20 protein-coding genes are annotated in these 13,107 nt (G+C 55.1%); 11 read left to right on the top strand and 9 right to left on the bottom strand.

Translation table 11 applies throughout. The features are described 5' to 3' along the window. On the top strand, nucleotides 1–812 hold an 812-nt coding region (ftsY, locus tag ACYQ04_RS03240), incomplete at its 5' end, for a signal recognition particle-docking protein FtsY (RefSeq protein WP_460127331.1). A gap of 13 nt (nucleotides 813–825) precedes the next feature. On the opposite strand, the gene ACYQ04_RS03245 is transcribed toward ftsY, so the two are convergent. From ACYQ04_RS03245 to ACYQ04_RS03275, 7 genes are all read right to left on the bottom strand, one after another. Continuing rightward, the gene (locus ACYQ04_RS03245; protein ID WP_460127333.1) at nucleotides 826–1,290 is read right to left on the bottom strand and encodes a hypothetical protein; all 465 of its coding nucleotides are present in this window, start codon (nucleotides 1,288–1,290) and stop codon (nucleotides 826–828) included. A 15-nt stretch (nucleotides 1,291–1,305) separates the two neighbouring features. Then, nucleotides 1,306–2,034, bottom strand: a complete 729-nt coding sequence (locus ACYQ04_RS03250) for a hypothetical protein (protein ID WP_460127335.1) — start codon at nucleotides 2,032–2,034, stop codon at nucleotides 1,306–1,308. A gap of 122 nt (nucleotides 2,035–2,156) precedes the next feature. Next, the gene (gene surE / locus ACYQ04_RS03255; RefSeq protein WP_460127337.1) at nucleotides 2,157–2,930 is read right to left on the bottom strand and encodes a 5'/3'-nucleotidase SurE; all 774 of its coding nucleotides are present in this window, start codon (nucleotides 2,928–2,930) and stop codon (nucleotides 2,157–2,159) included. Nucleotides 2,931–2,932: 2 nt separating this feature from the next. Further along, entirely contained in the window at nucleotides 2,933–3,397 is a 465-nt protein-coding gene (locus tag ACYQ04_RS03260) for a type II toxin-antitoxin system VapC family toxin (protein WP_460127339.1), read from the bottom strand. Beyond that, nucleotides 3,378–3,587, bottom strand: coding sequence for a hypothetical protein (locus tag ACYQ04_RS03265; protein WP_460127341.1), 210 nt, complete (start codon nucleotides 3,585–3,587; stop codon nucleotides 3,378–3,380). Before ACYQ04_RS03265 ends, ACYQ04_RS03260 begins: the two co-directional genes overlap by 20 nt. A gap of 18 nt (nucleotides 3,588–3,605) precedes the next feature. Next, complete coding sequence (locus tag ACYQ04_RS03270) at nucleotides 3,606–4,022, bottom strand: type II toxin-antitoxin system VapC family toxin (RefSeq protein ID WP_460127342.1); 417 nt, start codon at nucleotides 4,020–4,022, stop codon at nucleotides 3,606–3,608. Between the two features lie 37 nt (nucleotides 4,023–4,059). After that, nucleotides 4,060–4,236 (bottom strand): division/cell wall cluster transcriptional repressor MraZ, encoded by a 177-nt coding sequence (locus ACYQ04_RS03275; RefSeq protein ID WP_460127344.1) that lies wholly within the window; start codon nucleotides 4,234–4,236, stop codon nucleotides 4,060–4,062. 334 nt (nucleotides 4,237–4,570) lie between these two features. Between ACYQ04_RS03275 and ACYQ04_RS03280 the strand changes: the two genes are divergently transcribed. The 10 genes from ACYQ04_RS03280 to ACYQ04_RS03325 all read left to right on the top strand — a co-directional run bounded on the left by ACYQ04_RS03280 (nucleotide 4,571) and on the right by ACYQ04_RS03325 (nucleotide 12,364). Next, nucleotides 4,571–4,963 carry an AAA family ATPase gene (locus ACYQ04_RS03280; RefSeq protein ID WP_460127346.1) on the top strand — a complete coding sequence of 131 codons (393 nt, stop codon included), beginning with the start codon at nucleotides 4,571–4,573 and terminating at the stop codon, nucleotides 4,961–4,963. Continuing rightward, nucleotides 4,909–5,847: an ATPase gene (locus ACYQ04_RS03285; protein ID WP_460127348.1), complete on the top strand. Its 939-nt coding sequence runs from the start codon at nucleotides 4,909–4,911 to the stop codon at nucleotides 5,845–5,847. Before ACYQ04_RS03280 ends, ACYQ04_RS03285 begins: the two co-directional genes overlap by 55 nt. Before the next feature lie 34 nt (nucleotides 5,848–5,881). After that, nucleotides 5,882–6,856, top strand: a complete 975-nt coding sequence (locus ACYQ04_RS03290; RefSeq protein WP_460127350.1) for an archaeosine biosynthesis radical SAM protein RaSEA — start codon at nucleotides 5,882–5,884, stop codon at nucleotides 6,854–6,856. A gap of 141 nt (nucleotides 6,857–6,997) precedes the next feature. Then, nucleotides 6,998–7,267, top strand: a complete 270-nt coding sequence (locus ACYQ04_RS03295) for a 2-oxoglutarate ferredoxin oxidoreductase subunit delta (protein ID WP_460127352.1) — start codon at nucleotides 6,998–7,000, stop codon at nucleotides 7,265–7,267. A gap of 2 nt (nucleotides 7,268–7,269) precedes the next feature. Next, complete coding sequence (locus ACYQ04_RS03300) at nucleotides 7,270–8,460, top strand: 2-oxoacid:acceptor oxidoreductase subunit alpha (protein ID WP_460129787.1); 1,191 nt, start codon at nucleotides 7,270–7,272, stop codon at nucleotides 8,458–8,460. After that, entirely contained in the window at nucleotides 8,460–9,311 is an 852-nt protein-coding gene (locus ACYQ04_RS03305) for a 2-oxoacid:ferredoxin oxidoreductase subunit beta (protein WP_460127354.1), read from the top strand. The genes ACYQ04_RS03300 and ACYQ04_RS03305 overlap by 1 nt, the downstream gene beginning before the upstream one ends. A 2-nt stretch (nucleotides 9,312–9,313) precedes the next feature. Then, nucleotides 9,314–9,826 carry a 2-oxoacid:ferredoxin oxidoreductase subunit gamma gene (locus ACYQ04_RS03310; protein ID WP_460127356.1) on the top strand — a complete coding sequence of 171 codons (513 nt, stop codon included), beginning with the start codon at nucleotides 9,314–9,316 and terminating at the stop codon, nucleotides 9,824–9,826. Then, nucleotides 9,823–10,971, top strand: coding sequence for a 2-oxoacid:acceptor oxidoreductase subunit alpha (locus tag ACYQ04_RS03315; protein ID WP_460127358.1), 1,149 nt, complete (start codon nucleotides 9,823–9,825; stop codon nucleotides 10,969–10,971). Before ACYQ04_RS03310 ends, ACYQ04_RS03315 begins: the two co-directional genes overlap by 4 nt. Continuing rightward, nucleotides 10,971–11,816, top strand: coding sequence for a 2-oxoacid:ferredoxin oxidoreductase subunit beta (locus ACYQ04_RS03320; RefSeq protein ID WP_460129789.1), 846 nt, complete (start codon nucleotides 10,971–10,973; stop codon nucleotides 11,814–11,816). Before ACYQ04_RS03315 ends, ACYQ04_RS03320 begins: the two co-directional genes overlap by 1 nt. After that, nucleotides 11,813–12,364 (top strand): 2-oxoacid:ferredoxin oxidoreductase subunit gamma, encoded by a 552-nt coding sequence (locus ACYQ04_RS03325; protein WP_167728241.1) that lies wholly within the window; start codon nucleotides 11,813–11,815, stop codon nucleotides 12,362–12,364. Before ACYQ04_RS03320 ends, ACYQ04_RS03325 begins: the two co-directional genes overlap by 4 nt. On the opposite strand, the gene ACYQ04_RS03330 is transcribed toward ACYQ04_RS03325, so the two are convergent. After that, nucleotides 12,354–12,644, bottom strand: coding sequence for a prefoldin subunit (locus ACYQ04_RS03330; protein ID WP_460127361.1), 291 nt, complete (start codon nucleotides 12,642–12,644; stop codon nucleotides 12,354–12,356). The two genes, ACYQ04_RS03325 and ACYQ04_RS03330, sit on opposite strands and share 11 nt — an antisense overlap. Nucleotides 12,645–12,680: 36 nt before the next feature. Further along, nucleotides 12,681–13,106: a prefoldin subunit alpha gene (gene pfdA / locus ACYQ04_RS03335; RefSeq protein ID WP_099211341.1), complete on the bottom strand. Its 426-nt coding sequence runs from the start codon at nucleotides 13,104–13,106 to the stop codon at nucleotides 12,681–12,683. Nucleotide 13,107: the final 1 nt, after the last annotated feature.

Consider the following 13,107-nt stretch of genomic DNA (forward strand, 5'->3'; position numbering starts at 1 on the left):
AACTGGAGCTTGAGCTCCTCGAGGCCGACGTTGCCCTCGAGACCGTCGAGGCCCTGAGGGAGAAGATTAAGGAGAAGCTGGTCGGAAAGAAGGTCCGCATCGGAACCAACAAGGGCAAGCTGATAGAGGAAGCGCTCCGCGAGGCAATCCTCGAAATCCTTACTCCTGAGAAGAAGATTGACCTCCTCGAGATGATTCGCTCCAAAGAAGAGAAGCCCTTCGTGATAGTCTTCGTCGGCTTCAACGGGAGCGGAAAGACAACGACCATTGCCAAGCTCGCCAACTGGCTCAAGAAGAACGGGCTGAGCGTCGTCATAGCGGCGAGCGATACCTTTAGGGCTGGAGCGATAGAGCAGATAGAGGAGCACGCGAAGCGCGTTGGGGTTAAGGTGATAAAGCACGACTACGGCGCCGACCCGGCGGCGGTAGCCTACGACGCAATCCAGCACGCCAAGGCGAGGGGAGTTGACGTGGTTCTCGTGGACACCGCCGGGAGGAACGAGCTCAACAGGAACCTCATGGACGAGATGAAGAAGATAGTCCGCGTCACCAAGCCCGACCTGGTCATCTTCGTCGGCGACAGCCTGAGCGGAAACGCCGTTGTTGAGCAGGCGAAACAGTTCAACGAGGCCGTCAGGATAGACGGCGTAATCCTCACCAAGCTCGACGCCGACGCGAGGGGTGGGGCCGCTTTAAGCATAAGCCACGCGATTGGCGCTCCGATACTCTTCGTCGGCGTTGGCCAGGGATACGACGACCTAAAGCCGTTCGACGAGAAGTGGTTCGTGGACAGGATTTTCGGGGAGGATTGACTCCTCTCTTTTCTTACACGCTGACTGCGGGCCCCATGCGGGCCACAATCCAGACGGCGAGGAAGCTCAGGACGGCCGAAACGGCCCATATTGTTTCCCCGTTTTTATCGGGTTGTATCCCCAAAACCTTCTCTCCGGCCCACTGGAGAAGGGGCGCGAGGAGCAGAACCGTGAGCAGGGCAATTCCCTCGTCAAAGGTCAGGAGCGCCATTCCCGCGAGCACCACAATCCCGGCAGAACCCGAAAGCAGGGCGGTTTCTATCCGCTTCCTCCAGAGGGCGAAAAGGGCAACGATGGTGAAGGGCAGAGCAATCACGAGGAATAAAAAGGGCGATGGCCCAAAGTAAAAGTGGCAGATTGGATATGGGTGTATTTGAAGGCAAGATGCATTAACGTAGTATTCCGATGGAAGTAAAATCATTAGCAGGAACTCCCACGCCGGAAAGAGGAAAGGATAAAGAAGAGAGCGGAGCTTCATCGGGCTCACCCAACCTCACATGGGGAAAATTGAGTCGGCGAGTTTTTTGACGTCATCCTCTCCTCCCAAGGCGAGAATCAGGTACAAGTTGCCCGCGTCCCTTGTCTCAATCACAAGCAGGTAATCACCTCCTTTCTTGAACACCCAGCCCTTGGAAAGACCGCCGGAAAGCTCCTTGACTGCAGTATGGCCTGAGTGCTCAAGCTTGGAGATGTAGGCGTCCACAATCTCGCTGGGATTCTTCTCGTAATCAAGTCTAAATGCTTCGGTTATCTTCGACCTCTCCAGCGTTTCTCCATAGTCTACTTTGGCTATTATTGCCGTTTTTTCCGAGGGATACACATAAACTGCGAGATAAACCCTTCCTGAAAGAGTTACGTTTGAGAGAGACACTCCCGGCATGATGAGACCAGTCCAGTTCTCAGAGTAACCTTCGAGCGCCTTAAAGTAGCACTGCGGCCTCTCATCGGTCCAGTTAGAGGGCCGAAAGTTAAAGAACCCGACGAGCACGTGTCTTGGGCTTCCGTTTACAACCTCGTCAAGTGTTATGCCCTTAAATCCTGCCCGGGGAGGAAAGCCTGGACCCACTACTATTGGGGGCTTAACGTTGCTGACGTTCACCATTACCCTCGAAAAGCAGGGGTCACTACTGCTGACATCTGTGTCTTGGGCATAGAAGAAGACTCCCAAACAGAGGAGAAGGATGAGAGCCAGCGGAACCGCGTATCTTTTCATAGAAACCACCACCTTAAGACCCGCCATCGGGTTGGCCAGGCCCTCGGTAGATGTAGTTCTATCCATATTTGGTTCTGATTCACCACTGCCTAGGGTAACAATCCTTATAAGGATTTCGTTAAAAAGAGGGTTTAGATGTCTAAATGTTTCATGAGCTCCCCAAAGTCCACCCTCGCCGTCATATCGATGTTTATCGGCGTGACACTGACCTTCCTCTCGACCTTCAGGGCGTAGGCATCAGTTCCCGGCTCGAAGTCCTGAACGAGCCTGCCGACAATCCAGTAGTAGGGGTTGCCCTTCGGGTCAATTCGCTCTTCAACCGTTGGGCAGTAGCGCTTCCGGGCGAGGCGCGTGATTGCTATCTCCGTCTCCTCTGTCGCGTCGCTCGGCACGTTGACGTTGAGCATGTCAACGCCCTCAGGAAGGCCCTTCTCGAGGACAGCACCGGCTATTCTCCTGAGAAAGTGCGCCGAGACAGAGAAGTCAACCCCTTCACCCTCGCCGAGGGTCTTCTTCCACTCCACCTCAAGGCTAATCGCTATGCTCGGAATCCCGTGGGTGGAGGCCTCTATCGCCGCTGAAGCCGTCCCGGAGACGGTTATCTCCGTGCTCAGGTTCTCGCCGAGGTTAATCCCGCTGACCGTTAAGTCGAAATCACCGAAGCGGGCCAAAGCGAAAATCACGCAGTCGGTTGGGGTTCCATCTATTCCGTAAGCCACTTTCGCGCCGGGGACATCGAGACGCTTGGCCCTTATCGGCCTGTGGAGCGTCATGGCCCTACCGCTCGCACTCCGCTGGAATAGTGGAGCGACGACATAAACTTCGCCGAGCTCACTCAGGGCTTTCACAGCGGTGCGCAGACCGTTGGAGTAAATTCCGTCGTCGTTGGTGAGGAGGATTCTCAAGGCTACACCTCCAAGTTCTCAACTTTTGAAATCGCTAAAAGACCTTCCCGTGGTGCAACGGTAAGCAGATCAGAATCGAGGCTCACTATCCCGTCAAGGCCATAGTACTTGGCGGTTGCAAGGATTAGAGCGTCGCTTGGGAGGAGACCATAGGTGGTGACAATTGTGAGCGCCTCAACTATTATCTCATTCGTTGTATCCAGGAATTTCGGAAACGCGAGAAGGGGCAATACAAAGTCGACAAACTCATTGCCGGCCTTTTTAACAAGCTCTGGATGCTTTTTTAAGCCCCAATATCCCTTACCTGTTCTGTGCTTGAGATACATAAAAAGAACCTCATTGTAAACTACGTCGTTTATAAACAGGGAGTATCTCCCCGTGAACAGCTTCTCGACAAGTTGTTCGGCTACACTATTCCCACGAGAGTTCTCAATAAACACGTTGCTATCAAGGAACAAGCTCATCATACATCTCTGCCTCCAGCTCCTGCCAGGGCTTTGCTCCCTTCATAATCCCCTTCGCGCGTTTGAGTGCCTCCTCCACGTTTAGTTTTCCCTGTAGCATCGCCAGTTCAATCTTTAGCCGTTCAACATTTTTTTTAGATGTTTTAATTACAATATGAACTTCGGTAACTTCCTCCATCTTCCCACCAACCATTTCTCGACGCAAGGGGATTTAAACCTTCACCACCCTGACATCGAGCTTTTCAAAGTCCCTATCGAACGTGTAAATCTCCTCTATGTCAAGCTCTTTCATCTTAACGTGGGCCAAAGCGTTGTTCACTCCAAGGTTTTTCTCCTCGGCTATGAGAGTTGCCTTCAAGTAATCACTGGGAGAGACCGGAAGAACTTCAATGTTCTCACCAGTTAAAACCGCCAGAACGACCTCAACGGCCTTCTTCTTTCCTCCCCTGCTCTCGACGACGTTGGCCACCTCGCTCAGGTGGACAACTGTAGTTACAACACGCTCGCCATCACTCACCCTCGTGAGTATCGCCTTGGCCCGCTCCTTGATTTCCTTAACGTTCTCCGGTGGCTCCTTCTTCGGCCTTAGAAACGAGTAGATGAAGACGTTGGCGTCAATGAACCTCATTCCTCCCACAGCTCCTTTTTGAGCTCCTCCCACTCCCTCAGCTCGTCAATCTCAACGCTGTCGAAGAACTTCCGCAAATCTGCTTTTTCCCTGGAAGAAGCTCAACTCTGTCTCCAAGGTCGACTATTATAACCTCGTCGCCAAGCTTCTTCCTAATCTCGCGGGGAATTAAACGCCTGCCCTGGGAGTCGAACTTTTTAACCAATGCTTCCATACAACCACCAGTTTATTGATGATTCTGGCAGATATAAATAGTTCTTGGCAAAAATAGTCCAAATTGAAAAAGATGCCGCTTATCCTTCCTTCGATAGAAGCCTGAGGACGAGGGAGTCAAGTCCCTTCAAGCTGAGCATAGCCAGAGTTCTCAGCTCACAGTATAACCCTCACCCCAATCTGAACTGCATAATTATTCCCGCGGGAATAATTCTCCCGAAGAATCATTCTAAAAGGAATCAAAGGCACGGCATCAGGAAGGCCCAGCGCAATGAGGGGTTATATTCGGGGGGAAGCCCGAAACCTTTATAACTATTCCCGCGGGAATTATTCTCATGAGAATAATTCCTCGAAGAATTGAACGTGCCCTCCTAAGATACCCGGGCTGGAAGATACTCTACGGAAGGAGAAAGACAGGCAAGACCTTCCTCGTCGAGCACTTTCTCGACTACGACGAGTTCTTCTTCGTGAACAAGGACGGCACCGTCCACGACAGGCTGAGCAACGATAAAATGACCTATCAGGAGTTCATGAGACTCTTTCCAAGGCTGGTTAAGGAGAAGAGAAGAATCGTCATCGATGAGTTCCACCGCCTTCCCGAGGGCTTCCTCGACCTTCTGCATGCGTATTCAACTGAACAGGACAGTCAGGTGGTACTCGTAACCTCAACGATGTGGCTCGCCCAAAGGTTGCTCTCGATGAGGGGAAAGTTCCGCTCCTCGGGATAGCTTTCCTTGTGAAAATCGGACTCATAGACGAGCGCGAAATCTTAGTCGAGCTGTCGAAGGAAGTGAAGGGAAAGGAGCTGATCGAGGCATCCACCTACCTGAGGGAGCCCATGCTCGTGCCGGCTTACAAACCTCCGCTGAGGGACTTTTTAACCGGCTTCTTTTCGTCCTCCGGCTCCTTCGTGAGCGAGCTCGTTGGCGAGACATTCAGCGAAGAGGGCCACGAGCTGACGAGGGTTTACCTCGGGATAATGATGGAAGTCGCCAACGGAAAGGGGACGAGCACCGAGCTTTCCTCTGCACTCTTCTCCCGCGGCCTGCTGAAGAAGGACAACCCCGGGACGCTCCAGAAGTACCTCACAATCCTCACGAAGATGGGAATCCTGCGCAAGTTCCTGGTTCAGGGCAAGAGGCGCAAAAAGTTCGTTTACAGGCACGTCTCACCTCTCCTCGACCTGCACTTCTACCTTGAGGCCAAGTACGCCTACACCGAGCTTGAAACGTCCGTTGAGTTCATAAGAAGGGCCGTTGACTACAAACTTCCAAGGCACGTCGAGGACTTCATAGCGGATTTACTCGCCAAGGCTTATGGCCTGAGAAGGGTGAGTGTCGAGCTTCCGGAGCTTGAGCTTGACATTGCTCTGCAGGGGTTCAACAGACTTGAATTGGTCGGAGAAGTCAAGTGGAAGGAACGGGTGAAGAGGGATGAAGTGCGGAAGATTGAGGAGAAGCTTTCGCGCTTCGACTGCCGCAGAGTGCTCGTTGTCCCAAGCGAAGACGTTCTCGAACGCGAGCCCAAGGGAATAGAAGCTTTAACCCCTGAAGACCTGCTAGAAATCGCGAAGGAGAGCCTCGAGAAAACATTGAATATGGAGCATCTTTAAAAACCCTACCTCCGACCCCGGGCTAGGTGAGAGCATGACCTACTGGACGAGCGAGGACAACGTTGCCGGAAAGCCGGGAACGGCGCTCTTCATAATCCTGCCCACGATAGGTTGCTACCGCTTCAGAATAGGAAAGGCCTGCTACATGTGCGCCTACCCCACCTCGGCCCCCAAAGTCAAGTGGAGTCAAGATGCCATAGTTGACTACGTGAGGGAAGCACTGGAGAAAATAAAAGGCAAAAAAGGCCCTTTCGCGGTCAGAATGTTTACCTCAGGCTCTTTCCTCGACAACGGCGAGCTGAAGCCCGAGACGAGGAGAAAAATCTTCGAGCTTTTGGCAGAGATGGAGAACGTTGAGGAAATCGTCATCGAGAGCAGGAGTGAGCTGGTTCGCTACGACACGGTTAAAGGGCTGGCCGAGATAGTTCCGGACAAGCACTTCGAGGTTGCCATAGGGCTGGAAACGGCCAACGATGACATCGCCGACGTCTCGATAAACAAGGGCAACACCTTCGAGGACTTTGTGAGGGCTTCGGAGATAACGAGAAAAGCCGGAGCGAAAGTCAAGACCTACCTCCTGCTGAAGCCGATTTTCCTGAGCGAAAAAACGGCAATAGAGGACGTCAAGGAGAGCATAATCAAGGCCGAGCCCTACACTGACACATTCTCGATAAACATCACCGACATTCAGAAGGGGACGCTCTACGAGAGGCTGTGGGAGAAGAACGAGTACCGCCCGCCGTGGCTCTGGAGCGCGGTCGAGGTCCTAATCTGGGCGAAGAAAAAGTTTCCGAACAAGAGAATCCTGAGCGACCCCGTTGGAGCTGGCTCGAAGAGAGGCCCCCACAACTGCCTGACCGACTACGACAGGGTCATAGGCAGGGCGATAAAGAAGTTCTCGGCAACGCAGGATTTGAAATACATCGAAAACCTCAAGCCGGAGTGCAGGGAGCGGTGGAGCTACATCGTCGAGCAGGGCCTTCTTGACTGGCAGTTGGTTACCTGGTGATTTTTTGGAGGAGCTCTGTTCTCCAAAACTTTTACTCCATGAAACTGGGGTTCGCGGATGAACCTTTTCTGGACATCAATGTCCCCCGCGAAAGCTTTAAATGTTGACAAACGTAAAAGGCCACGTCGAGAGGTGGTCCCGATGGCCGAAAACGCGAACACCGTTGTTGAAAAAAACGGCTATCTTGTCGTCGGAAAGGCGGAAGGAATAGTCGAGATTGACGTTGATACATTTCTCTGCAAGGGCTGTGGAATCTGTGTCGAGATGTGCCCGAGGAAGGTCTTCGAGTGGAGCAAGGAGCTGAGCGAGAGGGGTGTCCATTATCCAGTCCCGGTTCACGCAGAGAAGTGCGTCAAGTGCAAGCTCTGTGAACTGCTCTGCCCGGACTTCGCCATCGCGGTAAGGTGGTGACCATGATAATCCGCGGTGACGAGCCGGAGCAGATTAGGCTCCTCAGGAAGCTCTACAGGCCCGGCAACTACTTCATGCAGGGCAACGAGGCGGTCGCTTACGGCGCTCTATTTGCGGGCTGCCGCTTCTACGCCGGCTACCCGATAACCCCGTCGAGCGAGATAGCGGAGACGATGGCGCGCGAACTGCCGAAGCTCGGTGGCTACTACCTCCAGATGGAGGACGAGATTGGAAGCATTGCGGCGATGGTTGGAGCCTCCTGGACGGGCTTCAAGGTCATGACGGCAACTGCCGGCCCGGGCTTCTCGCTGATGCAGGAAAACCTCGGCTACGCCGTGATGACGGAAACCCCGCTAGTTCTGGTCGACGTTCAGAGGAGCGGGCCTTCAACGGGCCAGGCGACGAAAGGTGCTCAGGGTGACTTCTTCCAGGCCAGGTGGGGAACGCACGGCGATCACCCGATTGTTGCCCTCTCTCCAACGAGCGGGCAGGACGCCTTCTGGGAAATCATCAGGGCATTCAACATCGCCGAGAGGCTCAGAACGCCGGTGGTGTTCCTCTTCGATGGCGTTCTCGCCCACACGCGCGAGCTGGTGAAGATTCCGAGTGTGGACGAGGTCGAAATAACCTACCGCAAGCTTCCCCAGAACGAGGAGGAGGCCAAGCTTCCCTTCGGCGACCCACACGGGGACGGAGTACCACCGATGCCCCTCTTCGGCCACGGCTACTTCACCCATGTAACAGGCTCAACCCACAAAGAGAACGGTTTGAGGGACGTTTACACGCCTGAAGTTCACGACAGGCTCGTGAGGAGAATCCATAGGAAGATAGAGAAGAACCGGCACGTCTACGAGAAGTACGAGGAGCACTTTACAGACGATGCCGAGATACTCGTCGTCAGCTGGGGAGTAACTGCAAGGCCTGCCCTCGGAGCCGTTCTGAAGGCGAGGGAGGAAGGAATAAAGGTCGGCCTCTTCGTGCCGAAAACGGTCCACCCGTTCCCTGGAGAGAGGATGAGTGAGCTCGGAAAGCGCGTTAGGGCAATACTCGTCCCCGAGATGAACCTCGGCCAGATGATTCTTGAGGTTCAGCGCTACGTCAACGACGACGTTCTGCTCAAGGGCGTGAACAAGATTGGTGGCGTTCCCTTAACCGTTGAGGAAATCCTGCGCGAGATAAGGGGTGTTGCCTGATGCCCGAGATTTATTCTAAGTACCCGATGGTTAAGTACCTCCGCAAGGAGGCCCTGCCAACTGCCCTATGTCCAGGCTGTGGCGGTGGAACTGTGCTGAACGCCTTCGCCAACGCGGTTGACCAGCTCAAGCTCGACCCGAGGGATTTGGTGGTCGTGAGCGGAATAGGCTGTTCCGCTTGGATAGCCTCTCCCTACTTCCTCGCGGACACGCTCCACACGACCCACGGAAGGGCGATAGCCTTCGCTACGGGAGTTAAGGTCGGTTTGCCTGACAAGAAGGTCGTCGTCATAAGCGGTGACGGCGATCTGGCTAGCATAGGGGGAAACCACCTTCTTCACGCCGCGAGGAGGAACATCGACATAACGGTGATTCTCGTCAACAACTTCATCTACGGAATGACCGGCGGTCAGGTCGCCCCGACGACGCCCTTCGGAGCCAAAACGACGACAACACCCTACAGGAACATCGAGCACCCGCTCCAGATTTCCGAGACGATAGCGGCGGCAGGGGCGAGCTATGTAGCCAGATGGACCACAGCTCACGTTTACCAGCTCATCGAGAGCATCAAGAAGGCCCTAACCGTTAAGGGCTTCTCGCTCGTCGAGGTCATCTCGCAGTGTCCCGTCCAGTTTGGAAGGAGGAACAAGATGAAAGAGCCCGCTGAAATGCTCCGCTGGTTCCTGAAGAACAGCGTCCCGATAAGCAAGGCGAAGAAGATGTCGCCGGAGGAGCTTGAGGGCAAGTTCGTCATCGGCGAGTTTGTCAATAGGCAGAGGCCCGAGTTCACAGAGGAGCTCAACAAGCTGATTGACGAGGTTCAGGAGCACTTCGGGCTTAAGGAGGTGTGAACATGCAGATTAGGCTCGCCGGAATCGGCGGTCAGGGAGTTGTTCTCGCTGGGGTAATCCTCGGCGAGGCCGCCGCGATTGAGGGTTTGAACGTCCTTCAGACCCAGGACTACAGCTCCGCGAGCAGGGGAGGCCATTCCATAGCGGACGTCATAATCTCAAAGGAGCCGATTTACGACGTGATGGTCACGAAGGCGGACGTCCTCGTCGCGCTTCACCAGCTCGGCTACGACACGGTTAAAGACTCGCTGAAGGAGGACGGGCTTTTAATCATCGAGACCGACCTTGTAAAGCCCGATAGGGACTACGTCGGCGCGCCCTTCACCAGAATCGCCGAAGAGACGACTGGGCTCGCCCTGACGGTCAACATGGTCGCGCTCGGCTACCTTGTTGCGAAAACCAATATTGTGAAGAAGGAAAGCGTTGAGGAAGCGATTAGAAGGCGCGTTCCGAAGGGAACCGAGGAGATAAACATCAAGGCCTTCAGGGCCGGTTATGAGGAGGGATTGAGATGAGGTACCCGTTTCCGGTCGGCAGGTCGGACTTCATCCAGGGCGACGAGGCCATAGCGAGGGCAGCTATACTGGCCGGTTGCAGGTTCTACGCCGGCTACCCGATAACCCCCGCGAGCGAGATATTCGAGGCGATGGCCCTTTACATGCCCCTCGTCGATGGAGTTAGCATACAGATGGAGGACGAGATAGCGAGCATAGCGGCGATAATAGGTGCCTCCTGGGCGGGAGCGAAGGCGATGACTGCAACGAGCGGTCCCGGTTTCTCGCTTATGCAGGAAAACCTCGGCTACGCCGTGATGACTGAAACGCCGATTGTTGTCGTTGACGTCCAGCGCGGTGGGCCTTCAACGGGCCAGCCAACTTTGCCGGCTCAGGGCGACATAATGCAGTCCATCTGGGGAACACACGGCGACCACATGCTGATAGTTCTCTCCCCGTCAACCGTTCAGGAAGCGTTCGACTTCACGATTAGGGCCTTCAACCTGGCTGAAAAGTACAGGACGCCGGTCGTTCTGCTCACCGATGCCGAGATAGCCCACATGCGCGAGCGCGTTTACATTCCGAAGCCGGAGGAGATTGAGACCGTTTACCGCAAGCTTCCGGCCAACGAGGAGGAAGCGAAGCTCCCCTTCGGCGACCCGCACGGGGACGGAGTACCACCGATGCCGATTTTCGGGAAGGGGTACAGAACCTACGTTACCGGCCTGACTCACGACGAGTACGGTCACCCGAAGACCGTCGATGCCGAAATCCACGAGAGGCTCATAAAGAGGATTTTCAGGAAGATACTCGACCACAAGGATGAGATAATCAGCAGGGAGGAGTTCATGCTTGACGATGCCGAGGTTGCGATAGTCACGACCGGAATAGTTTCGCGCTCAGCAGTGAGGGCAGTTAAGATACTCCGCGAGAGAGGAATCAAGGCCGGCCTGCTGAAGCTCAACACGATATGGCCCTTCGACTTCGAGTACATCGAGGAGCTGGCAGAGCGCGTGCGGAAGATATACGTGCCGGAGATGAACCTTGGACAGCTATACCACCTCGTCAAAGAAGGCGCCAACGGAAAGGCGGAGGTCGAGCTGATAGCCAAGATAGGCGGTGAAGTGCACACGCCAATGGAGATAGTCGAAAGGGTGGTGGGATGATGTACCTGAAGTCCGCTTACGAAATCCGCGACAAGTACCTGAGAAAGGACATGCTACCCACGATATTCTGTCCTGGCTGTGGAATCGGTAGCGTTCTCCAGTTCACCCTAAGGGCCATAGACGACCTCGGTCTCAACCAGGACGAGATAGTCTGGGTGAGCGGAATAGGCTGTTCCTCCCGCGTTCCGGGCTTCGTCAACTTCGACGGCCTTCACACGACTCACGGAAGGGCCCTGGCCTTCGCCACCGGCATCAAGCTCGCCAACCCCGACCTCAAGATAATCGCCTTCATGGGCGACGGCGACACCGCGGCAATCGGCGGAAACCACTTCATCCACGCCATCAGGAGGAACCTCGACGTGACGGTAATCCTCATCAACAACTTCACCTACGGAATGACCGGCGGTCAGGTCGCCCCGACGACGTTGAAGGGCCTGCGAGGAACGACCGCTCCCTACGGCCAGTTCGAGAACCCCTTCGACATAGCCGGCCTGGCCGTGGCGGCGGGGGCCAACTACGTGGCGAGGTGGACTGTCTTCAACTACCTCCAGGGAATCAACAGCATAAAGAAGGCCCTGCAGAAGGAGGGCTTCACCCTGGTCGAGTTCTTAAGCCCGTGTCCGATAAGCTTCGGAAGGAGAAACAGGATGAAGACGGCTCCAGAGCTAATCCGCTGGTACCAGAAGATAACCGTCCCGCTCGCGAAGGCCAAGAAGATGAGCGAGGAGGAGCTTGAGGGCAAGATAGTAATCGGCGAGTTCGCGGACAGGGACAGGCCCGGCCTCGTGAGGGAGTATCAGGAGTACATAAAGAGGGCCAAGAAGATGATGGGGTGGGAGCAATGAGGAAGGAGGTACTCTTCAGCGGGTTCGGCGGTCAGGGTGTCATTCTGGCGAGCGTCATCCTCGGAAGGGCGGCAGCGGTTTACGAGAACCTCTACGCGGTCCAGACCCAGAGCTACGGGCCGGAGTCGAGGGGCGGTGCGAGCAGGGCCGAAGTGGTTATAAGCGACGAGCCGATTGACTACCCCAAGACGCTCCACCCCGACTACGCCGTCTTCTTCTCGCAGGAGGCCTACAGCAAGTACCTCCACACCGTGAAGGAAGGCGCCACCGTAATAGTTGAGAAAGACCTCGTTCCCCACCGCGACGAGGAGTTCGAGAAGAAGCTCAACGTCATCGCTTTGCCCCTGACGGAGATAGCCGAGGAAACCACCGGATTAAGCCTGACGATGAACATTCTAACCCTCGGCATACTCGTCGGCGTGACAGGGATAGTGAGCAGGGAAGCGATAGAGAAGGCCGTCCGCGACGCCGTCCCGAGGGGAACAGAGGAAATAAACGTCAGGGCCCTCAAGAAGGGCTTTGAGATAGCGGAGGAACTCAGGAGCTGAGCTTGGAGAGCTTCTCCATTATCTCCTTTTCCTTCTCCCTGAGCCTTTCGAGTTCCCTCTTGTAGGCCAGGCGCATTCTCTCGATGTGCTCGATTGCCTCGTCCCTCGTCACCTCGACGAGCAGGTCGGCGAAGGAGCGGTATACCTTCCTCTCGGCCTTGGTGGCCGTTATGATTCCCTCGGCGTACTCAAGTTCCTTCATCTTGAGCTCTATCGCCTTCCTGAGCTCCCTAACCTGTCTGAGCTCAAGTTCGAGCTCGTAAGCCTTCACTGCCTCCACGCTCTCACCCCCTAAAAAAGAATGGCCGAGGAGGGGTCACTCCTTCTTGGGGCTCATCTCCTGGAGCTCTTTGAGGAGCTCGTTGACCTTCCTGGTGTCCTCCTCAATCTTCCTCAGCAGGGCCAGGCGGAGGTTCATGAGGGCGTTAATCCTCTTCTCGATGTTCTCCCTGGCCTCGTCGATTGTGGCTCCGACGAGGATTCCGGCTCCAACGTCCATGATGACGTCGTCGGGGTTCTCAATCTTGCCCTTTATCGCTATACCGCTCCCGAGCGGGATGTAGATTGCCTTGCCCTCACCCTTGTCCTTGATGTAGGCAAGGGTGGCGTCAACGGTCCTGAGGTCGGCGATGGTGGCGTCTATCGCTCCAACCTGGCTCCTGAGGTACTCGATTTCACCGAGGTAGCTCCTAATCTCGTCCTGAATCTGCTCAAGGGTCCTAACCTTCTTCTCCTCGGCCATT

This window comes from Thermococcus prieurii, assembly GCF_054657655.1.